Annotated in this window: 24 protein-coding genes; 5 read left to right on the forward strand and 19 right to left on the reverse strand. The window is 70.1% G+C overall.

Annotated elements, in window-relative coordinates:
- The 7 genes from alaS to AC3A46_RS15985 all read right to left on the reverse strand — a co-directional run.
- On the reverse strand, positions 1 to 2,512 hold a 2,512-nt coding region (alaS, locus tag AC3A46_RS15955), incomplete at its 3' end, for an alanine--tRNA ligase (protein ID WP_487666085.1).
- Positions 2,513 to 2,602: 90 nt separating this feature from the next.
- Positions 2,603 to 2,899 carry an ATPase gene (locus AC3A46_RS15960; protein WP_310290802.1) on the reverse strand — a complete coding sequence of 99 codons (297 nt, stop codon included), beginning with the start codon at positions 2,897 to 2,899 and terminating at the stop codon, positions 2,603 to 2,605.
- Positions 2,900 to 3,003: 104 nt separating this feature from the next.
- Positions 3,004 to 3,633 carry a 30S ribosomal protein S4 gene (rpsD, locus tag AC3A46_RS15965; protein WP_018170803.1) on the reverse strand — a complete coding sequence of 210 codons (630 nt, stop codon included), beginning with the start codon at positions 3,631 to 3,633 and terminating at the stop codon, positions 3,004 to 3,006.
- A gap of 176 nt (positions 3,634 to 3,809) precedes the next feature.
- Positions 3,810 to 4,208, reverse strand: coding sequence for a hypothetical protein (locus AC3A46_RS15970; RefSeq protein WP_487666086.1), 399 nt, complete (start codon positions 4,206 to 4,208; stop codon positions 3,810 to 3,812).
- Positions 4,199 to 4,492 (reverse strand): hypothetical protein, encoded by a 294-nt coding sequence (locus tag AC3A46_RS15975; RefSeq protein ID WP_487666087.1) that lies wholly within the window; start codon positions 4,490 to 4,492, stop codon positions 4,199 to 4,201. Before AC3A46_RS15975 ends, AC3A46_RS15970 begins: the two co-directional genes overlap by 10 nt.
- Positions 4,489 to 5,025 (reverse strand): helix-turn-helix transcriptional regulator, encoded by a 537-nt coding sequence (locus AC3A46_RS15980; protein ID WP_487666088.1) that lies wholly within the window; start codon positions 5,023 to 5,025, stop codon positions 4,489 to 4,491. The genes AC3A46_RS15975 and AC3A46_RS15980 overlap by 4 nt, the downstream gene beginning before the upstream one ends.
- A gap of 86 nt (positions 5,026 to 5,111) precedes the next feature.
- A complete protein-coding gene (locus AC3A46_RS15985; RefSeq protein WP_487666114.1) occupies positions 5,112 to 6,404 on the reverse strand; it encodes a replication-associated recombination protein A in 1,293 nt (430 codons plus the stop codon).
- Between the two features lie 190 nt (positions 6,405 to 6,594).
- Between AC3A46_RS15985 and AC3A46_RS15990 the strand changes: the two genes are divergently transcribed.
- The 3 genes from AC3A46_RS15990 to AC3A46_RS16000 all read left to right on the forward strand — a co-directional run bounded on the left by AC3A46_RS15990 (position 6,595) and on the right by AC3A46_RS16000 (position 9,356).
- Positions 6,595 to 6,903 (forward strand): dioxygenase, encoded by a 309-nt coding sequence (locus AC3A46_RS15990; protein ID WP_487666089.1) that lies wholly within the window; start codon positions 6,595 to 6,597, stop codon positions 6,901 to 6,903.
- A 503-nt stretch (positions 6,904 to 7,406) separates the two neighbouring features.
- Complete coding sequence (locus AC3A46_RS15995; protein WP_487666115.1) at positions 7,407 to 8,678, forward strand: DUF349 domain-containing protein; 1,272 nt, start codon at positions 7,407 to 7,409, stop codon at positions 8,676 to 8,678.
- 114 nt (positions 8,679 to 8,792) lie between these two features.
- Positions 8,793 to 9,356: a type IV toxin-antitoxin system AbiEi family antitoxin gene (locus AC3A46_RS16000; protein ID WP_487666090.1), complete on the forward strand. Its 564-nt coding sequence runs from the start codon at positions 8,793 to 8,795 to the stop codon at positions 9,354 to 9,356.
- Here the strand turns inward: AC3A46_RS16000 and AC3A46_RS16005 are convergent.
- The 11 genes from AC3A46_RS16005 to pdxS all read right to left on the reverse strand — a co-directional run bounded on the left by AC3A46_RS16005 (position 9,326) and on the right by pdxS (position 20,161).
- Complete coding sequence (locus AC3A46_RS16005; RefSeq protein ID WP_487666091.1) at positions 9,326 to 11,575, reverse strand: RelA/SpoT family protein; 2,250 nt, start codon at positions 11,573 to 11,575, stop codon at positions 9,326 to 9,328. The two genes, AC3A46_RS16000 and AC3A46_RS16005, sit on opposite strands and share 31 nt — an antisense overlap.
- Before the next feature lie 54 nt (positions 11,576 to 11,629).
- The gene (gene secF, locus AC3A46_RS16010) at positions 11,630 to 12,622 is read right to left on the reverse strand and encodes a protein translocase subunit SecF (protein WP_487666092.1); all 993 of its coding nucleotides are present in this window, start codon (positions 12,620 to 12,622) and stop codon (positions 11,630 to 11,632) included.
- Complete coding sequence (secD, locus tag AC3A46_RS16015) at positions 12,622 to 14,346, reverse strand: protein translocase subunit SecD (protein WP_487666093.1); 1,725 nt, start codon at positions 14,344 to 14,346, stop codon at positions 12,622 to 12,624. Before secD ends, secF begins: the two co-directional genes overlap by 1 nt.
- A 43-nt stretch (positions 14,347 to 14,389) precedes the next feature.
- A complete protein-coding gene (locus AC3A46_RS16020) occupies positions 14,390 to 14,851 on the reverse strand; it encodes a preprotein translocase subunit YajC (protein ID WP_487666094.1) in 462 nt (153 codons plus the stop codon).
- An 83-nt stretch (positions 14,852 to 14,934) separates the two neighbouring features.
- On the reverse strand, positions 14,935 to 15,960 hold the full coding sequence (gene ruvB, locus AC3A46_RS16025) for a Holliday junction branch migration DNA helicase RuvB (protein ID WP_487666095.1): 1,026 nt from the start codon (positions 15,958 to 15,960) through the stop codon (positions 14,935 to 14,937).
- On the reverse strand, positions 15,953 to 16,579 hold the full coding sequence (ruvA, locus tag AC3A46_RS16030) for a Holliday junction branch migration protein RuvA (RefSeq protein WP_487666096.1): 627 nt from the start codon (positions 16,577 to 16,579) through the stop codon (positions 15,953 to 15,955). The genes ruvB and ruvA overlap by 8 nt, the downstream gene beginning before the upstream one ends.
- A 62-nt stretch (positions 16,580 to 16,641) precedes the next feature.
- Complete coding sequence (gene ruvC, locus AC3A46_RS16035; protein ID WP_487666097.1) at positions 16,642 to 17,214, reverse strand: crossover junction endodeoxyribonuclease RuvC; 573 nt, start codon at positions 17,212 to 17,214, stop codon at positions 16,642 to 16,644.
- A 69-nt stretch (positions 17,215 to 17,283) separates the two neighbouring features.
- Positions 17,284 to 18,045, reverse strand: a complete 762-nt coding sequence (locus AC3A46_RS16040) for a YebC/PmpR family DNA-binding transcriptional regulator (RefSeq protein WP_045302545.1) — start codon at positions 18,043 to 18,045, stop codon at positions 17,284 to 17,286.
- A gap of 73 nt (positions 18,046 to 18,118) precedes the next feature.
- Positions 18,119 to 18,640: a hypothetical protein gene (locus AC3A46_RS16045; RefSeq protein ID WP_311294154.1), complete on the reverse strand. Its 522-nt coding sequence runs from the start codon at positions 18,638 to 18,640 to the stop codon at positions 18,119 to 18,121.
- Positions 18,641 to 18,677: 37 nt separating this feature from the next.
- Positions 18,678 to 19,274, reverse strand: a complete 597-nt coding sequence (gene pdxT, locus AC3A46_RS16050; protein WP_487666098.1) for a pyridoxal 5'-phosphate synthase glutaminase subunit PdxT — start codon at positions 19,272 to 19,274, stop codon at positions 18,678 to 18,680.
- Positions 19,271 to 20,161 (reverse strand): pyridoxal 5'-phosphate synthase lyase subunit PdxS, encoded by an 891-nt coding sequence (pdxS, locus tag AC3A46_RS16055; protein WP_310246602.1) that lies wholly within the window; start codon positions 20,159 to 20,161, stop codon positions 19,271 to 19,273. Before pdxS ends, pdxT begins: the two co-directional genes overlap by 4 nt.
- 134 nt (positions 20,162 to 20,295) lie before the next feature.
- Here pdxS and AC3A46_RS16060 point away from each other — a divergent pair, with 134 nt between their 5' ends.
- Positions 20,296 to 21,639 carry an aminotransferase class I/II-fold pyridoxal phosphate-dependent enzyme gene (locus tag AC3A46_RS16060; protein ID WP_487666099.1) on the forward strand — a complete coding sequence of 448 codons (1,344 nt, stop codon included), beginning with the start codon at positions 20,296 to 20,298 and terminating at the stop codon, positions 21,637 to 21,639.
- A gap of 7 nt (positions 21,640 to 21,646) precedes the next feature.
- Positions 21,647 to 22,498 carry a pyridoxal kinase PdxY gene (gene pdxY / locus AC3A46_RS16065; RefSeq protein WP_487666100.1) on the forward strand — a complete coding sequence of 284 codons (852 nt, stop codon included), beginning with the start codon at positions 21,647 to 21,649 and terminating at the stop codon, positions 22,496 to 22,498.
- A 44-nt stretch (positions 22,499 to 22,542) separates the two neighbouring features.
- Here the strand turns inward: pdxY and AC3A46_RS16070 are convergent, their stop codons facing one another.
- The gene (locus AC3A46_RS16070; protein WP_487666116.1) at positions 22,543 to 23,118 is read right to left on the reverse strand and encodes an HIT family protein; all 576 of its coding nucleotides are present in this window, start codon (positions 23,116 to 23,118) and stop codon (positions 22,543 to 22,545) included.
- Positions 23,119 to 23,149 lie beyond the last annotated feature (31 nt).

Consider the following 23,149-nt stretch of genomic DNA (forward strand, 5'->3'; position numbering starts at 1 on the left):
CGCCCGCTGCGCGCGCCGCGTCGTTGGTGGCGACGATCACGACGGGGCGCCCGTTCACGACCGCGCCGAGCGCGACCACCGCGGCCTCGGAGCCGAGGCGCTCGCGCACCTGCAGCGCCAGCGAGCGCACGTCGTCGGCGGATGCGGCGTTGCCGAGCGACTCGGCCACCACGACGGTGTCGCCCACCCGGGTCGCCGCGGCGGCGAGGGCCGGGAGCCGGTCGCCGAGCGCCTTGGCTTCGAAGGCCGCGATCTTCTTCTCGGCGGCCTTGAGGCTGGCCTGCAGCTCGGCGATGCGCGCGGGCAGCTGCTCGCGCGGTGCCTTGAGCGAGGTCGTGAGCTGCGACACAAGGGCGCGCTCGGCCGCGAGGGAGCGGAAGGCGTCCAGACCGACCAGCGCCTCGACGCGCCGGTTCGACGCGCCCACCGACGATTCGCCGACGAGGTTGATGAGCCCGATCTCGGCGCTCGTCGACACATGCGTGCCGGCGCAGAGCTCGCGCGACCACGGGCCGCCGATGTCGACCATGCGCACGGTGTCGCCGTACTTCTCGCCGAAGAGCGCCATCGCGCCGAGCGAGCGCGCCTCGTCGAGCGGCAGGACGCGCGTGGTCACCTCGAGGTTGTCGCGCACCGCGTTGTTGGCGATCTCCTCGATCTCGGTCTTGGTCTCGTCCGACAGCGACTGGCCCCACGAGAAGTCGAAGCGCATATAGCCGGCGCGGTTGAGCGATCCGGCCTGTGTCGCGGTCTTGCCCAGCGTGTCGCGGAGCGCGGCGTGCACCAGGTGCGTCGCGGAGTGCGCCTGACGGGCGGCGCGGCGGTTCGCAGCATCCACCACCGTCGTCGCCGCCTGACCGACGCCGACCTCTCCCGTCGACACCTCGACGGTGTGGCTGATGAGTCCCGGAACCGGCTTCTGCACGTCGAGCACCTCGAGCTCGTAGCCCGGTCCGACGATGACGCCCTTGTCGGCGACCTGGCCGCCCGACTCGGCGTACAGCGCTGTCTCGGCGAGGATCACCTCGGCGATCTGGCCGACGCTCGCCCGGTCGACCGACACACCGTCGACGAGGATGCCGAGCACCTGCGACTGGGCTTCGAGGTCGGTGTAGCCGGTGAAGACGGTCTCGCCCTGCGCCCGCAGGTCGCGGTACACGCTCGTGTCGGCCAGCTGGCGCTTGCGCGCCCGCGCGTCGGCCTTGGCGCGAGCGCGCTGCTCCTGCATGAGGCCGTCGAACGCCGCGCGGTCGACTCTGAGGCCCGCTTCTTCGGCGATCTCGAGCGTCAGGTCGATCGGGAAGCCGTACGTGTCGTGCAGCAGGAACGCCTCGGCGCCGGTGAGGGTCGTGCCGCCGGAGGCCTTCGTCTCGGAGAGCGACTCGTCGAGGATCGACTCCCCCGCCGCGAGGGTGCGAAGGAACGTCGCCTCTTCAGCGAGGGCGTATTGCGAGATGCGGGCCCAATCGGTCTCGACCACCGGATAGGCGGCCTTCATGGCGTCGCGTGATGCGGTGAACAGGACCTCGAACGTCGGTCCGTCGACGCCGAGCAGGCGCATCGAGCGGATCACACGGCGCATGAGACGGCGCAGGATGTAGCCGCGGCCGTCGTTCGAGGGCGTGACGCCGTCCGACATGAGCATGAGCGACGAACGGACGTGGTCGGCGACCACGCGGAAGCGCACGTCGTCGTCGTGGTTCGCGCCGTACGTGCGGCCCGACAGTTCGACGGCCTTGTCGAGCACCGGACGCACCTGGTCGGTCTCGTACATGTTGTCGACGCCCTGCTTGATGAACGCGATGCGCTCCAGGCCCATGCCGGTGTCGATGTTCTTGTTCGGCAGCTCGCCGACGATGTCGAAGTCGTACTTCGAGCGCACGTTCGTGATCTCGTACTGCATGAACACGAGGTTCCAGATCTCGACGTAGCGGTCGTCGTCGGTCGCGGGGCCTCCGTCGATGCCGTACTCGGGACCGCGGTCGAAGAAGATCTCCGAGCAGGGGCCCGCGGGTCCCGGCAGTCCGGTGCTCCAGTAGTTCGTGTCCTTGCCGAGGCGCTGGATGCGCTCCTCGGGCAGGTCGGTGAGCTTCAGCCAGAGGTCGTGGGCCTCGTCGTCCTCTTCGTAGACGGTGACCCACAGGTCCTTCTGGTCGAAGCCGAGCCCGCCGTCGGCCTCGGGCGCGGTCAGCAGATCCCACGCGTAGCGGATCGCGCCTTCCTTGAAGTAGTCGCCGAACGACCAGTTGCCCAGCATCTGGAAGAACGTGCCGTGACGCGGGGTCTTGCCGACCTCTTCGATGTCGTTGGTGCGGATGCACTTCTGGTTGTCGGCCGCGCGCGGGTACGGCGCGGGCACGTCGCCCGACAGATAGGGGATGAACGGCACCATGCCCGCAACGGTGAACAGCAGCGCCGGGTCGTCGGTCACCAGCGATGCCGAGGGGACGATGGTGTGGCCGTTCTTCTCGAAGTAATCGAGGAAGCGCTGTGCGATCTCGGCGGTCTTCATGCGGGTCCTTGCGTGTGCGTGCGAATGCGTGCGTGTTCGGAGAGTGTGGCGGGGGCGAGCATGCCGGCGGCGCGCCGCCGCCGGGGCGTCTCAGTCGGCGATCTTGCGGGCCGCGTCGTCGACGGCGTCGGCGACGTTCCCGACGGCGTCGGACGCTGCGGCCCGCGCGCTGGACGCGGCGTCGGCGGCGGCATCCCTCACGTCGTCGACGAGGCCGGCGAAGCGGGCCTCCTGTTCGCGGTACGCGTCGCCCATGCGGTCGGTGAACTCCGTGATGCGGGCGTCGACGTCGGCGAGGATCTCGTGGCCGCGCGGGTCCTTGTTGACCAGGTGGGCGAGAACGAAACCGCCGGCGATGCCGAGCAGGAACCACAGGAGGTTCTTCATGTCACCACTTCCTCGCGGGCCGCCGGGGCGCGGCATCCCTCCATCGTATGCGGAAACGATGAAGGGCGTCGGGTCTCCCCGACGCCCTTCGCGTGTTCGCAGAATTATCGAGCTGCGTAGTACTCGACGACGAGCTGGACGTCGCAGACCACGGGAACCTCGGCGCGCTTGGGGCGACGCACGAGACGGGCCTGGAGCTTGTCGAGCTCGACCTCGAGGTAGCCCGGAACGGGCGGCAGGACCTCGGCGTGACCGCCGAGCGCTGCAACCTGGAAGGGCTCGATGCCCTCGCTCTTGGCCTTGACGTGGATGAGCTGACCCGGCTTCACGCGGAACGACGGGCGGTCGACGAGCTGGCCGTCCACGAGGATGTGGCGGTGCACGACGAGCTGGCGCGCCTGCGCGGTGGTGCGGGCGAAGCCGGCGCGCAGCACGAGCGCGTCGAGACGCATCTCGAGCTGCTCGACGAGGTTCTCACCCGTCAGGCCCTGGGTGCGACGGGCCTCGTTGAACTGGATGCGCAGCTGCTTCTCGCGGATGCCGTACTGCTCGCGCAGACGCTGCTTCTCGCGGAGGCGGACGGCGTAGTCGCTGTCCTGCTTGCGCTTGGTGCGGCCGTGCTCACCCGGCGCGTAGGGGCGCTTCTCGAGGTACTTGGCTGCCTTGGGGGTCAGCGCGACGCCGAGGGCGCGGGAGAGACGGACCTTGCGGCGGTCCTGGGACTTCGTTGCCACGAAGTGTTCCTTTCGATGACGCGGCCGTGTCTTTCACGGCCCGCGGACGTATCGCCCTGTCTTCGCCCTGTCCGGACTGCACGCCGGGGCATGCCGGAAGGTAGGTCAGGAAGAAAGGGGATGCCCGAAAACTGCGTTCCGAGCCGGTCAAGCCTACCAGACGAGCTGTCGGGCTTTCATGAGAGGGCGATGACCAGCGTCGACGCGGCGAGCACGATGCAGACAGGCGTCATCGTGAGGCGCTCGGCGCGGCTCCGGGAGAGGGCGTTCAGGAGGATTCCGACGGTGAAGTAGGCGAAGAGCACCCACGTCAGGATGCGCACGGCGATGCTGTCGCCGCCCGGCAGGATCCCGGCCCGGCTGAGGAGCACCGCGGCGAAGCCGGCGTAGAGGAGGACGGATGCCGCGCTGGCGATGCGCAGACCGCGCGGCAGCACGCGATGCGCCCCGCCCCAGACGAGCCTGCCCCACGGAGCCCCGGCCGCGACGCAGATCTGAAGCACCGCGAGCGCCCCGAGCGCGAGACATGCGACGAGGGCGGCGACGGGGGCGGGAGCGATGGCGGCTACCTCCACACGAACACCGCCACGAGGAACAGCGCGTAGGTGATTCCGGCGGCGATGGCGATCGCGTTCGACAGCCGGCTCCACCTGGCGCGCACGGTCGCGATCGCGAACGCGACCGTCAGCAGCACCCACACCAGCGTGTGCCCGCCGTCGATCACCGCGGCGCGCAGTCCCGTCGCCTCGGCGACCTCGACCCCGTCGCCGACGGTGGCGAAGAGCACCGCGACGACGAGGGCGACGGCCGTCGCCGCGCCGAACAGTCCGCGCGCACGGGGCGGCTGTCTCCCGCTCACGCCTGCCCTCCTACTTCGTCGATCCACTGGCGCAGCAGGGCGTGCGAGCGCAGGCCGTAGTCGAGCGTCGCGCGCTGGAACGTGTAGATCCGGCGCGCGTCCTCATCGAGCCCGGCGGCGCGCGCGTCGACGTCGTCCGCGAGCGCCCGGAGGGTCCCGGTGGAGCTGTCGATGTGCGCACGGATGCCGCGGACCACGGCGGAGCGATCCTCGGGCGCCTCGAGGCGTCCCAGCAGGAAGACCTTCGCGAGCACGACGGTCTCGGCATCCGTTCCGTCTGCGATGGGGGCGAGCATGAACGCGCGCCACCGCTGCCTCCCGTGGTCGGTGATCGCGTGGACTCTGCGGCCGCGCCGGCTGTCGTCGGCATCCGCGACGACGACAGCGCCGTCAGCGACGAGGTGCTGGAGCGCACGCTGGATGCTGCCGGAGCTGGCGCTGTAGAAGAGCGAGATGCCGGCTGCGAACCGTTTCTGGAGGTCGTAGAGCGACAGAGGGCCGCTCAGAAGCAGGCCGAGGATGACGAACTGCACGGCGCCCCCTTCGATCGATGCCCTCACAATATCCCTCTGAGGGATATTCATCTACCCCTGAGGGATATCCGGGCCGGACGGGACGCTCAGCCGCCGTCGAGAATGCGACGGATCTTCTCGAGACGTGCCTGGACGTCGCGCTCGGCGCCGAGCGCCTTCGGCTCGTAGTATCGCCGGCCCCGCAGTTCGTCGGGCAGGTACTGCTGCGGCGCGATGCCGATCTCGGCATCGTGCGGATACACGTAGCCCTTGCCGTGACCGAGGCGCTTCGCCCCCGGGTAATGAGCGTCGCGCAGGTGGATCGGCACGCGGCCGAAGCCGCCCGAGCGCACGTCGGCGATCGCCGCGTCGATGGCGAGGTAGGCGGCGTTCGACTTCGCGGTGGTCGCGAGGTAGGCCGTCGCCTCGGCGAGCGGGATGCGGCCTTCGGGCATGCCGATGAACTGCACGGCGTCGGCGGCGGCGACGGCGATCGGCAGCGCCTGGGGGTCGGCGAGCCCGATGTCCTCCGCGGCCGAGATGATGAGGCGCCGGGCGATGAACCGCGGGTCCTCCCCCGCCTCGATCATGCGGGCGAGGTAGTGGATCGCGGCATCCACATCCGATCCGCGGATCGACTTGATGAACGCGCTGATGACGTCGTAGTGCTCGTCGCCCTGACGGTCGTAGCGCAGCAGTGCGCGGTCGACCGCCTGCGCGACGTCGTCGGCCGAGATCTCGGGAGTGGCGGGCTCGTCCTCATCGTCGTCCTCATCGGGAACGGCGAGGGATGCTGCGGCCTCGAGCGCCGTGAGCGCCCGCCGCGCGTCGCCGGAGGCGAGCCGCACGAGCGCGGCGCGCGCCTCGTCGCCCAGCACGACCGCGCCGGACAGTCCGCGGGCATCGGCCACCGCGCGATCCAGGAGCATGCCGAGGTCTTCATCGGTGAGCGGCTTGAGCGTCAGCAGCAGCGACCGTGACAGCAGGGGCGAGATCACGGAGAACGACGGGTTCTCGGTGGTCGCTGCGATGAGCACCACCCAGCCGTTCTCGACGCCCGGCAGGAGCGCGTCCTGCTGAGCCTTGGTGAAGCGGTGGATCTCGTCGAGGAACAGGATCGTGGACTGGCCGTACAGATCGCGCTGCGTCAGGGCCTCCTGCATGACCTCGCGTACGTCGCGCACGCCGGCGGTCACCGCCGAGAGCTCCACGAACCGGCGCCCCGAGGAACGGGCGATCGCCTGGGCCAGCGTCGTCTTCCCCGTGCCCGGGGGGCCCCACAGGATGACCGACGTCGCTGCACGGGCCGCGGCATCCGGATTCGCGAGGGTCACCAGCGGAGACCCCGCCCGCAGCAGATGCGACTGCCCCGCGACCTCTTCCAGCGAGGTCGGGCGCATGCGCACCGCGAGAGGCGTCAGCCCCTGGAAGAGCGCCGTCGGACTGTTCACCTCACCAGGCTATCCCGCGCTCATGACACGGGATCCGCCGCGGTTTGGCCGCCGCGGTACGGGCCCGTAGGATCAAGCCGCTCGGGCGCTGCCCGGCACGAGGCGCGTGCGCCCGACACGAACGGAACAAGGAGGTCACGTGGCGACCGGTGGCAAGGACCGTGACGCACGGGCTGCGCGGGAGCGCACGCGGCTGTACGAGGCGCGACGTCAGTTCCACGACGAGCAGGCGCGCCGTCGCACGCGCGACAATCTGATCGCCGGCATCGTCGGCGGCGTGCTCGTGCTCGGACTGATCGGCGCGCAGACGCTGTACTTCGTGGCCGGACCCGGTGCTCCTGCACCATCGCCCTCGTCGACGCCGACCCCGACCGCGACGACGCCGGAGCCGACCCCGTCGGCGACCACGACGCCGGAACCGAGCGCGACGCCCACACCCACGCCCTGACATCTCGGATCGCGCCGCAACCGCACCTCAGGCGGGGCATCCGCCGTACTAGGCTGTGAGCCGTCCTACTCCCTACAGACGGCGCGAGCCGCGATGAGGTGCAACCCGTGACTGCCGCAGCAGACTTCCAGCCCGAGACCGACGCCCCCGAGACCGCGGGGGCCGGCGATAACCAGACACCGGCCGTCGATGACGACGCCGCCGCCGCGACGGATGTCACGGCGGACGCGGATGCCGCGACGCCTGAGGAATCCGAACCCGCCGACGACGCTCCGGCCGGCGACGCCGCAGAGACCGAGCAGCCGTCGGACGAGACCGCGGCCGACGATTCCGCTCCGGCGGACGTCGAGGTCGAGGTCGTCGAGGTCGACGTGGTGGAGGTCGTCGAAGACGGCGAAGTGGTGGCCGTCGAGGTGATCGAGGTCGCCGAAGTCGTCGAAGACGGCGAGGTGGTGGCCGTCGAGGTGATCGACGTCGCCGAAGTCGTCGAAGACGGCGAGGTCGTGGCCGTCGAGGTCGCGGACGTCGTCGTCGAGGCTGCGCCCTCCGCCGACGAGCCGTGGGGCCGCGTCGACGACGACGGCACCGTCTCGGTGCGCGAGGCCGACGGCTGGCGGGTCGTCGGGCAGTATCCCGACGGGTCGGCCGAAGAGGCGCTCGCCTACTTCGAGCGCAAGTACACCGACCTCGCGAACGAGGTGACGCTCCTGGAGGTGCGCCACCGCCGCGGTGGGGCCTCCGCCTCCGACCTGCGATCCACCGCGCGCACGATCAACGGCAAGCTCGAGGGAGCCGCCGCCGTCGGCGACCTCGCGAGCCTCGTCGCCCGCGTCGCCGCGCTCACCGAGACCCTCGCGGCGGAATCCGCGACCGAGGCGGTCGCAGCGCGCGAAGCCGTCGACGACGCGGTCAAGGCACGCACCGAACTGGTCGAGAAGGCCGAGGCCCTGGCCGCCCGCGACCCGCGCACCGTGCAGTGGAAGCAGGCGACGGCCGAGCTCAACTCCCTCTTCGACCAGTGGCAGTCGCAGCAGCAGAACGGTCCGCGCCTGCCGAAGTCGACGGCGCAGCAGCTCTGGAAGCGATTCCGCGACGCGCGCGCCACCGTCGACAAGCACCGCCGGGCCTTCTACGCCGAGCTGGACGAGGCGCACAAGGGTGTCCGGGACCGCAAGACGCGTCTCGTCGAGAAGGCGGAGGCCCTCGCCCCCAAGGGCGAGGACGGCATCCCGGCCTACCGTGAGCTGCTCGACCAGTGGAAGACCGCCGGTCGCGCCGGCAAGAAGGTCGACGACGCGCTGTGGGCCCGCTTCAAGGCGGCCGGCGACGCGCTCTACGGCGCGCGGATCGAGCGCGAGGCGGCGGACGCCGAAGCCTCCCGCGAGAAGATCGACCTCAAGCGCGCTCTGCTCGAAGAGGCGAAGGCGGTCGGCGATGAGCGCGACATCGCGAAGGCCCGCTCGATCCTCACCGGGATCCAGCGCCGCTGGGACGAGATCGGCCGGATCTTCCCGCGCGACACCGAGCGTTCGCTCGACGACGAGCTGCGTCGCGTCGAGAACGCGCTGCGCACCCGCGAGGACGCCGACTGGAAGCGCAACGACCCTGAGCAGAAGGCCCGCGCCAACGACATGACGCGCCAGCTCACCGACGCGATCCAGAAGCTCGAGGACGAGCTCGAGGCCGCGAAGAAGTCGGGCGACAAGAAGGCGATCGCGAATGCGACCGATGCGCTCGAGGCACGCCGCACGTGGCTGAAGGCACTCGGCGGCTGATCAGCCCCGCCTGAGCCGAGGAGAACCCGGTCGTCGCGTGCGCGGCGGCCGGGTTCTCCACAGTCGGCCGGCTGCGGCATCCACGGCTCATGCGCGGTGCGGCAGACTGCCTGCGTGCGATCGCCCTTCCTCTACTTCGCCGATGAGCGGCTCTCGCGCGCCGAGCTGACGGCTGCCTGCCTCGACGGCGACCTCGTGGCGCTCGGCGACGCGTACATCCCCGCCGACGCCGTCGAGACGGCGGCGCTGCGCGCGGGCTCGCTCGCCGGGACCCTCGGCGACACTCTCGCGGCCACCCACCTGTCGGCGGCCTGGGTGCACGGTGGACTGCCGCTGCCTCCGTCGCGCCACACTGTGCAGCGCGGGGTGCCGCGCCGCCTCCACGTGCGACCGGACCGCCGTGTGGTCTACCGCGATCTCCAGGTCCCTGGTGAGGATCTCCAGCTGGTCGGCGGCGTGCTCGTCACGACGCCGGAGCGCACCCTCGCCGATCTCGCACGCGTGGGCGACGAGCAGCACACCGAGGCCGCGCGCCTTCTCGCAGACATCGACGCGGATGCCGCGTACCAGGCGATCGCGCGGCTGGAGGCGGGTGCGCTCCCCCACAAGCGTGCGGCGCTCGCGTGCCTCCGGGCGCTCGTGGAGCGTCAGGACGACGTGACGCGGTACACGTCGTAGACGGCGTCGATGCGCCGCACGGCGTTGAGCACGCGGTCGAGGTGGACGATGTCGCCCATCTCGAACACGAAGCGGCTGAGAGCCAGCCGGTCGTTGGAGGTCGAGACCGTCGCTGAGAGGATGTTGACGTGGTGCTCGCTGAGCACGCGCGTGACGTCGCTCAGAAGCCCCGATCGGTCGAGCGCCTCGACCTGGATCTGCACCAGGAAGATGCTCTTGGTCGTGGGGGCCCACTCGACCTCGATGAGCCGCTCCGGGTCCTCCATGAGCGACTTGACGTTGGTGCAGTCGGCGCGGTGCACCGAGACGCCGCTGCCGCGTGTGACGAACCCCACGATCTGATCGCCGGGCACCGGCGTGCAGCACTTCGCGAGCTTGACGAGGATGTCGGGCGCGCCGCGCACCAGGATTCCGGAGTCGCCGTTGCGGGGCGCGCGGGCCCTCCCGACGACCGGCAGGTCGATCGGACCCGTGGTGGTGTCGTTGGCGGCGACGAGGGAGGTCACCTTCTCGATGACCGACTGGGTCGAGACGTGCCCCTCGCCGACCGCGGCGTACAGCGCCGACACGTCTTCGTAGCGCAGCTGGTGCGCGACCTCGGTGAACGAGTCCTGGCTCATCAGGCGCTGCAACGGCAGGTTCTGCCGGCGCATCGCCCGGGCGATCGACTCCTTGCCCTGCTCGATCGCCTCTTCGCGGCGCTCCTTCGTGAACCAGCCGCGGATCTTGTTGCGCGCGCGGGTGCTGCGGACGAAACCCAGCCAGTCCTGGCTGGGACCGGCGTCGGGGTTCTTCGACGTGAACACCTCGACGACGTCGCCGCTCTTGAGCTCCGACTCGAGGGGCACCAGGCGCCCGTTCACCTTCGCGCCCATCGTGCGGTGGCCGACCTCGGTGTGCACCGCGTACGCGAAGTCGACGGGTGTCGCACCAGCCGGGAGGCCGATCACGCGGCCCTTCGGCGTGAAGACGTAGACCTCTTTGGCGCCGATCTCGAAGCGGAGAGAATCGAGGAACTCGCCCGGATCGGCCGTCTCGGCCTGCCAGTCGGAGATATGGGCGAGCCACGCCATGTCGGTGTCGTCGGACTTGTAGTCCGACTTGCCGCCGTTCATCTGCTCTTTGTACTTCCAGTGGGCGGCGACGCCGTACTCCGCCTGCTGGTGCATCTCATGCGTGCGGATCTGGATCTCGACGGTGCGGCCTCCGGGGCCGATCACGGTCGTGTGCAGCGACTGGTAGAGGTTGAACTTCGGGGTCGCGATGTAGTCCTTGAAGCGCCCGGGAAGCGGGGTCCATCGGGCGTGGATCGCGCCGAGGACGGCGTAGCAGTCGCGGACGCTCCCCACCAGCACGCGGATGCCGATGAGGTCGTAGATGTCATCGAACTCGCGGCCGCGGACGACCATCTTCTGGTAGACGGAGTACAGCTGCTTGGGGCGCCCCATGACGCGGCCGCGGATGCGGAGCTCCCGCAGATCGCTGTCGACCGCGTCGATGACGTTCTGCACGTACTGCTCGCGCTGAGGCGTGCGCTGCTTCACGAGGCTGTCGATCTCGGCGTACAGCTTCGGATGCAGGACGGCGAACGACAGGTCCTCGAGTTCGGACTTGATCGCCTGGATGCCGAGCCGGTGCGCGAGCGGCGCGTAGATCTCGAGCGTCTCGGTCGCCTTCTTGCGCGACTTCTCGGGCGGGACGAATCCCCACGTGCGCGCATTGTGCAGGCGGTCGGCGAGCTTGATCAGCAGCACCCGGATGTCGCGCGACATCGCGACGATCATCTTGCGGACCGTCTCGGCCTGCGCGCTCTCGCCGTACTTGACCTTGTCGAGCTTGGTCACGCCGTCCACGAGCATGGCGACCTCGTCGCCGAACTCGCTCGTGAGCATCTCGAGCGAGTAGTCGGTGTCCTCGACGGTGTCGTGCAGGAGCGCGGCCGCGATCGCCCGCGGTCCGAGCCCCAGGTCCGCCAGGATCTGCGCGACCGCGAGCGGGTGCGTGATGTACGGCTCGCCGCTCTGGCGCAGCTGACCGGTGTGTGCGGTGTCGGCGACCGAGTATGCGCGCTCCACGATCGACAGATCGCCCTTCGGATGGTGCGTGCGCACCGTCCGAAGGAGCTGCTCGACGTCGTCGCGGCGCGCTGACCTCGAGAAGATCCGGGGCACGAGGCGCCGCAGCGACGAGGACTGGGCGGGGGGGACGGTCTCGGTCACTCGATCCCCTCCCCTCCGCTGGACCTCACAATCCTACGCCCGCGCGGCGGACCCTCAGACCGGGGCGCCCGCCAGCTCGCGGGCCGCCACCACGCGCGCGTCGCGTGCCTTGATGGCCGGCTCGTTCTCGCGCAGGAGCGAGTACAGCGGCGCCGCGACGAAGATCGTCGAGTAGGCGGCCACGATCGTTCCGACGAAGATCGACAGCGACAGGTCGGTGAGCGTCTGCGCACCCGCCCAGATGACGCCGATGAACAGGATCGCGCCGGTCGGAAGGATCGCCACGACGGTCGTGTTGATCGAGCGCACCAGGGTCTGGTTCACCGCGAGGTTCACCGACTCGCCGAACGTGCGCCCGGACACCTCGCCGTCCTCGCTCGTGTTCTCCCTGATCTTGTCGAAGACGACCGTGGTGTCGTACAGCGCATACGAGAGGATCGTCAGGAAGCCGATCACGGCGGCGGGCGAGATCTCGAAGCCGAACAGCGCGTAGACGCCGATCGTGATGATGAGCACGTCCACGAGACCGATGATCGCCGAGAGCGACATCTTCCACGTCCGGAAGTACAGCGCCAGGATGATCGCTGTCAGCGCCAGGAAGATCGCGAGTCCCCACAGCGACTGCCGCGTCACGTCCGCGCCCCAGCTGGGGCCGATGAAGGCGTAGCTGACTTCGCTCTCGGGCACGTCGTACGTCTCGGCCAGGGCCGCAGAGATCTCGCGGCTCTCGGCATCCGTCACCTGGTCGGTCTGGACGCGCACCGCGTCGTCGCCGATCGTGACGACCTTGGTGGTCGCGTCCGGGACGACCGAGTGGACGGCGTCGGTGGCGAGCGACTGGTCGATCGGCGCGGCGACGCCGCTGACCGTGAACTGCGATCCGCCCGTGAACTCGATCGAGAACTGGATGGGGCGCAGCAGCGGCACGAGGGCCGAGCCGAGGACCAGGATCGCCGCGATGAGGAACCACAGGCGGCGGCGGCCGACGAAGGGGAACGACGTCTTGCCGGTGTAGAGGTCGTTGCCGAACTGGCTCATGGAGCGCATCAGTCGTCTCCCTCCTTGACGTTCGTGCCCGGTTTCGCGCTGTCGGCGGCGGCCAGCTCGGCCTGCTTGCGCTCCGCGATGGTCTGGCGACGTGCGGCTTCACCGCGCGACTTGGCGCTGCGGCGACCCGCGGCGCCGGTGGCCAGCACCGGATCGCGGAACTGCGCGCGACCACGATAGACGGCGCCCAGCGCGGTCGGGTCGAGTCCGGACAGCGGATGCCCCGACCCGAAGAACCGCGTGCGGGCCAGCAGCTGCAGCACCGGGTGCGTGAACAGGATGAAGATCAGCACGTCGATCGCGGTCGTGAGACCGAGCGTGAACGCGAAGCCCTTCACCGTGGAGTCCGCGAGGATGTACAGCACCACGGCGGCCAGGATGTTGATCGACTTCGAGATGTAGATCGTGCGCTTGGCGCGGCCCCAGCCGTCCTCGACGGCACCGGTGATCGACTTGCCGTCGCGCAGCTCGTCTCGGATGCGTTCGAAGTAGACGATGAACGAGTCGGCCGTGAAGCCGATCGTCACGATCAGGCCCGCGACGCCGGCGAGCGAGAGGCGGAAGCCCATGCGCCACGCGAGGATGCACAGCGTGACATAGGTCAGCACCGCCATCACGGCGAGGGAGGCGATGATGATGAAGCCCAGCGCGCGATAGACGATGAGCGAGTAGATCGCCACGAGCAGCAGACCGATCAGACCTGCGATGAGGCCGATCTGCAGCTGCTGCGAGCCGAGCGTCGCGGAGATCGAGTTCGAGCTCTCCACCGTGAAGCTGAGCGGCAGCGCGCCGTACTTCAGCTGGTCGGCGAGCACCTTCGCGGTCTCCTGCGTGAAGCTGCCCGTGATGCTCGGCTTGCCGTCGAGGATCACGCCGTTCATCGACGGAGCCGACAGGACGTATCCGTCGAGCACGAACGCGAACTGGTTCAGCGGGGCCTGTGCACCGTAGAGGCGCTGGCTGATCTCGCCGAAGGTCTGCGTGCCCTCACCGTCGAACGAGAGGTTGACCGCCCACAGGCCGTTGTTCTGCTGCACGCCGAAGGTCGCGTCGTCGATCGACGACCCGTCGAGCTCGACCGGGCCGAGGATGTACTTGACCGTGCCGTCGGCGTCGCACGTGATGAGCGGCTCGTCGGCCGGCGCGTTCGCGGGATCGTTCGCGGGATCGGCGCAGTCGTACGCCTGGAACTCCGCCTGGAGGGCGGGCGTGATCCACGCCAGGTCGCTGCCGTTCGTCGGCGAGGTGGTCGGCGTCGCCTGCAGCGACGGGTCGGGCGTCGGGTACGGCGTCTCGTTCCCGTCCTCGCCGACGAAGGTGTTCGCCGGCGCGCCCGCGTACAGCACGGCGCGCAGCTGGAGCTGCGCCGATGCCTCGATGCGGTTGCGGGTCTCCTCGTCGGCCTGACCGGGGATCTGCACCACGATCTGGTTGCCGCCCTGAGTGGTGACATCGGCCTCGCCGACGCCCGAGGCGTCGACGCGCTGGCGGATGATCGTGACCGCCTGCTGCATCTGCTCGTCGGACGGAGCGGCGCCGTCCTCGGTCTGCGCCTCGAGGACGATCTGCGTGCCGCCCTGGAGGTCGAGCGCGAGCGCGGGGGTCCACGAGCTCTCCTCGAACACGTACACGCCGAGCGCGTTGATGCCGAACAGGAGCGCGGTGATCGCGAGGAGTCCGGTCAGCGCGCGCCATGCATGCCGGACGGGGGTGGAAGTCGCCACGTCTTTGCTTTCTTGAGAGCCCGAACGGGCGAACGGAGGGGCGTCAGCCCTGCGACTTGGTGCCGGTCTCGGCGTCGGGGTCGGTCTTCTCCTTGCCGGCGGCCGAGCTCTGGTCGTCGCTGATCGAGGTGATGTCGCCGTTGGCGACGCCCTCGGCGTACTCGGCGTGGCTCTCCTCGGCGGCGAGGTACTCGTCCTCCGTGACCGCGTGCTCGCCGGGGTTCACGACCCGAAGGATCGCCTGGCTGTGCACCTTGATCTCGACACCGGGCGCGAGCTCGACGATCGCGGGCTGGTCGAGGTTGTCGGCGTCGTACGACACGATCGTGCCGTAGAGGCCGCCCTGCAGCAGCACTTCGGAGCCGGGCACCGTCTGGCGGGCCTTCTGCTCCTGTTCCGCCTTCTGCTTCTGCATACGACGGCGGGAGCTCCAGAACATGAAGACGAGGAGCACGACCAGCAGGATGATGAGGCCGTAATTGCTCAGGAAGGAAGCGAAGTCCATGGAGCTGGAAGCACCTTTCGGGTCAGGCAGGCGCCAGGGCGGCGCTGCCTTGCAGGGAGGGATGGGGTGTAAACCTCCAGCGATTATAGGTCATCGAATCCGAGCACCGAGTCGGCCAGCGGCACCCCCAGGTGGGCGTAGGCCTCGGGCATGGCGATGCGCCCGCGCGGGGTGCGCCCCATGAAGCCGATCCGCACGAGATACGGCTCGACGACCGATTCGATCGTGTCGGGCTCCTCACCGACCGCGACCGCGAGCGTGTTGAGGCCGACGGGTCCGCCCCTGAATCTCCTGACGAGCATGTCGAGAACCGCGCGGTCGAGTCGATCGAGCCCGATCCGGTCCACGTCGTAGAGGTCGAGTGCGGCGTCGACCGCAGCGATGTCCGCGCCGGTGCGGCCGTGGACGACGAGGTAGTCGCGCACGCGGCGCAGCAGGCGGTTCGCGATGCGGGGCGTTCCCCGCGAGCGGCGTGCGATCTCGGCGCGGGCGGCGGGCGGAAGCGAGACCCCGAGCATGACGGCGGAACGCTCGATGACCCGCTCGAGCTCCTCGGGCTCGTAGTACTCGAGATGGGCGGTGAACCCGAAGCGGTCGCGCAGGGGGTTGGGCAGCAGGCCCGACCTCGTCGTCGCGCCGACGAGGGTGAACGGCGACAGGTCCAGCGGGATGCTCGTCGCGCCCGCGCCCTTGCCCACCATGATGTCGATGCGGAAGTCCTCCATCGCCAGGTACAGCATCTCTTCCGCAGAGCGCGCCATCCGGTGCACCTCATCGATGAAGAGGACCTCGCCGGGCGTGAGGCTCGACAGCAGCGCGGCGAGATCGCCGGCGTGCTGGATCGCGGGGCCGCTGGACAGCCGCAGCGGGCGCCCGCTCTCGTACGCGACGATCATCGCGAGCGTGGTCTTGCCGAGCCCGGGCGGGCCGGAGAGCAGGATGTGATCGGCGGGCCGCTGCTGGATGCGGGCCGCATCCAGCAGCAGCTGCATCTGACCGCGCACCTTCTGCTGCCCGACGAACTCGGCCAGCGACGCCGGGCGCAGCGCGCCCTCGATCGCGAGCTCCGACTCGTCGACGGGCTCCTCGGCTTCGCGCACGTCAGCCACTCACCGTCTCCTTCCGGGCGGGGCCGAGCGCCGCGAGCGTGCGGCGCAGCAGTGCCGGCACCGACGAGCGGTCGGGCTCGGGTGCGTCGGCGGCGACGTTCTCGACGGCTTCGACGGCCACGCGCTCGGACCAGCCGAGGCCGACCAGGGCCTGCACGACCTGTGCCGGAATCGCGGTCGGGCCCGCGGCATCCGCCCCTCCGGAACCGGAGGGACGGCTCACTGCGATCTTTCCGGCCAGTTGCACCACGATGAGCTTCGCCGTCTTCGGGCCGATGCCCGAGACCCGACGGAACGGGGCGTCGTCGTCGGCGGAGACCGCGTCGGCGATCTGCGGGACCGTGAGCGTCGCGAGCACCCCCAGCGCGGACTTCGGCCCCACCCCGGTGACGCCGAGCAGCTGACCGAACACGACGAGCTCTTCGCGCGTCTCGAAGCCGAACAGCGAGAGCGCGTCTTCGCGGACGATGAGCGTCGTGTGGAGGGTGACGGTGTCGCCCAGGTGCGTGGAGCGCGCGACCTGCGGGGTCACGGCGACGTGGAGGCCGACTCCCCCGACCTCGACGACGACCGCGTCCACATCGACGTGCACGGCGGTGCCGCGGACTGAGGAGATCATGCGTCGAGCCTACGGGGCGGTTCGGACGTTTGTTCGAGCGACACGCACGGCGGCGTGCGGGATCACCGGCGGGCGAGGCGCTCCGCGTCCGCCCAGGCGCGCTGCGCGGGGGTGAGCGGACCGGATGCCGCCGCCTGCGCCGGCGCGCCGCGCCAGGCGTGGCAGAGGGCGAGCGCGAGGGCGTCCGCCGCGTCGGCGGGCTTGGGGAGCTCCTCCAGCCGCAGGACGCGCGCCACCATGGTCTGGACCTGGCGCTTGTCGGCGTTGCCGTACCCCGTGATCGCGGCCTTCACCTCGGAGGGGGTGTGCGTGGCGGCGGCGATGCCCCGCTCTCCGGCGACGAGCAGCGCGATGCCGCTGGCCTGGGCGGTCCCCATCACGGTCGCACGGTTGTGCTGGGCGAAGACCCGCTCCACCGCGACGACATCGGGCTCGTGCGCGTCCACGACAGCGCGCAGGCCTCGCGCGATGACCGCGAGCCGCTCCTCGATCGCAGCGCCCGGATCGGACCGGACGACCCCCACATGGACCAGCACGGCGGATCGGTCGGGAGCGACGTCGACCACGCCGACGCCGCAGCGCGTCAGACCCGGATCGATTCCGAGCACGCGCAGTCGACCGCGGGAGGATGCCACTTCTTCACGCTAGGCGAGGAAGGCGGATGCTGCGGCCAGGCGCGCTGGCCGCAGCATCCGCCGCATTCCTCAGTCCTCGTCGTTCTCGAGCTCGGCCTGCACCTCGGCGGTGAGGTCGAAGTTGCTGTAGACGTTCTGGACGTCGTCGCTGTCTTCGAGGGCGTCGATGAGGCGGAAGACCTTGCGTGCGGTGTCGGCGTCGACCTCGACCTTGAGGTTCGGCACGAACTCGACGTCCGCCGATTCGTACTCGATGCCGGCGTCCTGCAGCGCGGAGCGGACGGTCACGAGGTCGGTGGCCTCGGTGATGACCTCGAAGCCCTGCGCGTGCGGCTCGACCTCTTCGGCACCGGCCTCGAGCACGGCGAGCATGACGTCGTCCTCGCTGGTGCCCTCGCCGCCCACGACGATGACGCCCTTGCGGGTGAAGTTGTACGCGACGCTGCCGGGGTCGGCCAGCGTGCCGCCGTTGCGGGTGAGTGCGGTGCGCACCTCGGCCGCGGCGCGGTTCTTGTTGTCGGTCAGGCACTCGATCATCAGGGCGACGCCGTTGGGGCCGTATCCCTCGTACATGATCGACGAGTATTCGACGGACTCGCCGCCGATGCCGGCGCCGCGCTTGATGGCGCGATCGATGTTGTCCTTCGGGACCGACGTCTTCTTCGCCTTGAGCACGGCGTCGAACAGGGTCGGGTTGCCCTGCAGGTCGGGTCCGCCGAGCTTGGCGGCGACCTCGATGTTCTTGATGAGCTTCGCCCACGACTTGGCACGGCGGCTGTCGATGACCGCCTTCTTGTGCTTGGTCGTGGCCCACTTGGAATGCCCGGACATGGTCCTCCTGAATTCACGCTCGTCGGGTGCGGACGTGTGAACGCCTCGCCCGACGGACTAGTTTATCCCCGCTCTACAGCGCGAACTCGAAGCCGAACCGCGATGACAGCAGCGCGACGAGGTCGCGCGGGACCTTCGTGAGGTACGCGGGAGCGGGGGCGAGCGTCTCGGCCGAGCCGATGAAGGGGAAGTACACGGGGCCTTCGGTGAGGCCCTCCACCCTGTCGCGCACCGTGACGATCTCGCTGCCGACGCGTCGCAGGCTCGGCAGGGTGATCGGCGAGGCGAGACGCAGGGTGTCGCTGATGGGCATGCGCCAGTGGGGCAGGTCGTCGCCGCGGCGATCGCGGGTCTCCTCCCCCAGCGGGCCGAGCACGCGGCCCCATGCGGCGATGCCGGGCACCGGCAGGGTGCGGTCCCAGACGAACAGGGTGTCGCCGGGCTCGGTGAAGCCGACGAGCTCGTGGGACCACTCGAACCGGCGATCGTCCGCGGCCTTCGGGGCCGAGAGCGCATCGCCGACGATGCCGCGCGACGGGGCGATCATCCAGTAGCGCTCCTCCGGGTGCTCGCGCCACCAGTCGTTGATCGTCATGATTCCGAATCTACCCCGACGCGTCGTTCCCGCCCCGTCACCGGGCCCGCTCGCGGACCATGTCGAGCAGGAGCGCGTGGAAGCGGTGCTCCCCCGTCACCTCGGGGTGGAACGAGGTTCCGAGGATCGAGCCCTGCCGCACCGCGACGACGCGGCCGTCGTCGAGTGCGGCGAGGCGTTCCACACCGTCGCCCGCCTGTTCGACGAGGGGCGCGCGGATGAACACCGCATGGACCGCCGGGTCGCCCAGCGCCGGGATGTCCAGGTCCACCTCGAAGGAGTCGACCTGGCTGCCGAAGGCGTTGCGGCGCACCGTCACGTCGAGGCCGCCGAACGTCTGCTGGCCCTCGATGCCGTCGGTGATGCGGTCGGCGAGGAGGATGAGGCCGGCGCACGTGCCGTACACCGGCATGCCCGCGGCGATCGCCGCCCGCACGGGCTCGCGCATGCCGAAGGCGCGCGAGAGCTTGTCGATGACACTCGACTCGCCGCCCGGGAGCACGAGCCCGTCCACCGCGGCGAGTTCCTCGGGGCGGCGGACCTTCGTCACATCGGCGCCCAGGTCCGTGAGCACGCGCACGTGCTCACGGACGTCGCCTTGGAGTGCGAGGACGCCGACGCGGGGCGTCGTCACCAGCCGCGCTCGGCGAGCCGGTGCGGCGCGGGGAGGTCGGCGACGTTGATGCCGACCATCGCCTCGCCGAGGCCGCGCGACACGTCTGCGATCACCTGGGGGTCGTCGTAGAACGTGGTCGCCTTGACGATGGCGGCGGCACGCTGTGCGGGGTTGCCCGACTTGAAGATGCCCGAGCCGACGAACACGCCGTCGGCGCCCATCTGCATCATCATCGCGGCGTCTGCGGGAGTGGCGACGCCACCCGCGACGAAGAGCACGACCGGGAGCTTGCCGGTCTCGGCGATCTCGGCGACGAGGTCGTACGGGGCCTGCAGCTCCTTCGCCGCGACGTACAGCTCGTCCTTGGTCATCGAGCGCAGCACGTTGATCTCGCTCGTGATCTTGCGGATGTGCTTGGTGGCCTCCGACACATCTCCGGTGCCCGCCTCGCCCTTCGAGCGGATCATGGCGGCGCCCTCGTTGATGCGGCGGAGCGCCTCGCCGAGGTTGGTGGCGCCGCAGACGAACGGCACGGTGAAGTTCCACTTGTCGATGTGGTTCACGTAGTCGGCGGGCGAGAGCACCTCGGACTCGTCGATGTAGTCGACACCGAGCTCCTGCAGCACCTGGGCCTCGACGAAGTGGCCGATGCGCGCCTTCGCCATGACCGGGATCGACACGGCCTCGATGATGCCGTCGATCATGTCGGGGTCGCTCATGCGCGAGACGCCGCCCTGCGCACGGATGTCGGCGGGCACGCGCTCGAGGGCCATGACGGCGACGGCGCCGGCGTCCTCGGCGATCTTCGCCTGGTCGGGGGTGACGACGTCCATGATGACGCCGCCCTTGAGCATCTCGGCGAGGCCGCGCTTGACGCGGTCGGTTCCCGTGTCGGCAGTGGTCACGAGGTCTCCCTTCGATCGGAGCGCGGGACGCGCAGTGGGTGAGGACAATGCGGGTATTGGCCTAGGCCAAAAGATAGCATGGGCTGGGCCGTAAACTCGGCGGGGCGGGGCGGGACGTCGACGGAAGGGCGGGCATGGATCTCGACATCAGCGGGCGATCCGCCTCCGAGATCGCCGACAGCCTGCGGGCGCGCATCGAACGGGGCGATCTGCATCCGGGCGACCTCCTGCCGCCCGTGCGCGCGCTCGCCGACGAGCTCGGGGTGAACCGCAACACCGTGGTCGCCGCGTATCGTCAGCTCACCCAGGCGGGCGTGATCGTCACGCGAGGTCGCGGCGGCACGCGTGTGGCCGACCTCTCCCCCGTCGCCCAGGAGGGCTTCGCCGCGGGGAGCGTGCTGCGCGACGTCGGCACCGGCAATCCCGATCCCGAGCTGATCCCCGACCTCTCCGGCGCGCTCGCGGCGATGGCGGGGCGGCCGGTCCTCTACGGCGAACCGGTCATCGATCCCGGTCTGGAGGGCTGGGCGCTCGACTGGATGCGCGACGATCTCGCACCCGCCGAAGACCTGCGCCTCACGATCACCAGCGGCGCCGCCGATGCCGTCGAGCGGCTGCTCGCGCAGGCGCTCACACGGGACGACGCCGTCGCCCTCGAGGATCCGTGCTTCCTCACCAGCATCCACACCGTTCGGATCGGCGGCTACCGCCCCGTCCCCGTGCCCGTCGACGACGAGGGCATGACGGTCGCCGGACTGCGTGCGGCGCTCGAGCAGGGTGTGCGGGCGGTGGTGCACACTCCGCGCGCCCAGAACCCGACGGGCGCCAGTCTGTCCGCGCGCCGCGCAGAAGAGCTGCGCACCGTGCTGCGCGACCACCCGTACGTGCTCGTGATCGAGGACGACCACTTCTCGCTCCTCTCGCGGCAGCCGTTCCATTCGCTCATCGCGGCCGGCCACCGCCGGTGGGCGCTCGTGCGGTCGGTGTCGAAGTTCCTCGGGCCCGACATGTGCCTGGCGGTGACGGCGTCCGACCCCGAGACCGCCGAACGACTCGCGACGCGCCTGACCCCCGGCACGACGTGGGTGAGTCACCTCCTGCAGCGGCTCACGCTCGCATTGGTGACGGATGCCGCGACCATGGCCGCGATCGAGCGCGCGGGTGCGCACTACGCGGCGCGCAACGCCGCGTTCGTCGAGCGGCTCACGACAGCGGGCGTGCCGGCGGACGCGGGTGACGGGCTGAATCTGTGGATCCCCCTGCCCGTGCCCGCCCGCGCCGTGTCGGAGCAGCTCATGCGCCGTGGCTGGCTGGCGCGCGCCGGCGACGACTTCGTCCTCGGTGAGAGCGGGCCGTCTCGCCGTCTCCGCCTCACGGTGCACGATCTCGATGACGTCGACGCCGAGCGGCTCGCCGTCGACGTGGCCGCGGCCGTGCGTGCCGCCGGTGGACGGCTCGTCACGCGCGAAGTGGCATGATCGAGCGGTGAAGATCCTCTCGATCCAGTCCGCGGTCGCCTACGGCCACGTGGGCAACTCCGCCGCCGTCTTCCCGCTGCAGCGCGTCGGCGTCGAGGTCATGCCGGTGTATACGGTCAACTTCTCGAACCACACCGGCTACGGCGCCTGGCGCGGCCCGATGATCAGTCCCGATGACGTGCGCGACGTCGTCCTCGGCATCGAGGACCGGGGTGTCTTCCCGCAGATCGACGTGGTGCTGTCGGGCTACCAGGGCGGCGAGGGCATCGCCGACGTCATCCTCGACACCGTCGCGCGCGTCAAGCAGGCCAATCCCGCCGCGGTCTATGCGTGCGACCCGGTCATGGGCAACGCGAAGTCGGGCTGCTTCGTGGCGCCCGCGATCCCGGTGCTGCTGCGCGACCGCGTCGTGCCCGCCGCCGACATCATCACGCCCAACCAGTTCGAACTCGGCTTCCTCACCGAGACCGACCCGTCCGACCTCGAATCCACGCTGGCCTCGGCCGATGCCGCGCGCGCGATGGGGCCGAGCACGGTGCTGGTCACGAGTGTCGAGCGTCCGGACCGCCCCGAGGGCACGATCGAGATGCTCGCCGTGACCGACGACGGCGCGTGGATCGTGCAGACGCCGCACATCCCGATGAAGGCCAACGGCTCGGGCGACGTCACGGCGGCGCTGTTCACCGCGCACTACCGCCGCAGCCGCGACGCGGCCGACGCGCTCGCCCGCACGACGTCGAGCGTCTACGACCTGCTCGAGCGCACCCACGCCTCAGGTGAGCGCGAGCTGCAGCTCGTCGAATCGCAGGACGCCTACGCGAACCCGCGTCTGCAGTTCGAGGTCAGCCAGGTCCGCTGAGAGCGTGGACGGATGCTGCGGGTCGCAGCATCCGTCCCCCGACCTCATGCGTGCCAGGCGTCCCACACCGCGCGGCGCACGTTGCCGAGCAGCTGCGGCAGGGCCTTCGTCTTCGCGATGATGGGGAAGAAGTTCGCGTCGGATGCCCACCGCGGGACGATGTGCTGGTGCAGGTGCTCGTCCACGCCGGCCCCGGCCACATGCCCCTGGTTCATGCCGATGTTGAACCCATCGCAGCGCGAGATCTGACGGAGCACGCGCATGCCCTGCTGCGTCAGCGCTCCGATCTCGGCGACCTCTTCCTCGGTCGCCTGGTCGTACGTCGCGATGTGGCGGTACGGGCACACGAGGAGGTGTCCCGAGTTGTACGGGAACAGGTTCAGGAGCGCATAGGCGGTGTGGCCGCGGAAGACGATGAGGCCGTCCTCGTCCGACCTGCGGGGCGCCTCGCAGAACGGGCAATCGTGGCGCAGCACCTCGGGGCCGGCCTGGATGTACGCCATTCGGTGCGGCGTCCAGAGGCGCTGGAACTCGTCGGGAACCCCGGCGAGGGTCGCGGCGTCGACGAGTGCCGGGTCCGCGGCATCCGTTCCGGGCGCCGCCGAACCGACCTCGCTCACGCGCCCTTCGGCAGGCTCAGGGACCGTGACT

Source organism: Microbacterium sp. Soil_C_42 (assembly GCF_057656735.1).

Excerpts from the sequence above, each read along its gene's own strand:
- AC3A46_RS16060 (WP_487666099.1), top strand. The coding sequence starts at position 20,296 with ATGGATCTCGACATCAGCGGGCGATCCGCCTCCGAGATCGCCGACAGC.
- secF (WP_487666092.1), bottom strand. The coding sequence starts at position 12,622 with ATGCGCTCCATGAGCCAGTTCGGCAACGACCTCTACACCGGCAAGACG.
- ruvA (WP_487666096.1), bottom strand. The coding sequence starts at position 16,579 with ATGATCTCCTCAGTCCGCGGCACCGCCGTGCACGTCGATGTGGACGCG.
- AC3A46_RS16040 (WP_045302545.1), bottom strand. The coding sequence starts at position 18,045 with ATGTCCGGGCATTCCAAGTGGGCCACGACCAAGCACAAGAAGGCGGTC.
- AC3A46_RS16020 (WP_487666094.1), bottom strand. The coding sequence starts at position 14,851 with ATGGACTTCGCTTCCTTCCTGAGCAATTACGGCCTCATCATCCTGCTG.
- AC3A46_RS16045 (WP_311294154.1), bottom strand. The coding sequence starts at position 18,640 with ATGACGATCAACGACTGGTGGCGCGAGCACCCGGAGGAGCGCTACTGG.
- AC3A46_RS15960 (WP_310290802.1), bottom strand. The coding sequence starts at position 2,899 with ATGAAGAACCTCCTGTGGTTCCTGCTCGGCATCGCCGGCGGTTTCGTT.
- AC3A46_RS15985 (WP_487666114.1), bottom strand. The coding sequence starts at position 6,404 with ATGCGCCCGACCTCGCTGGAAGAGGTCGCGGGGCAGTCGCATCTGCTG.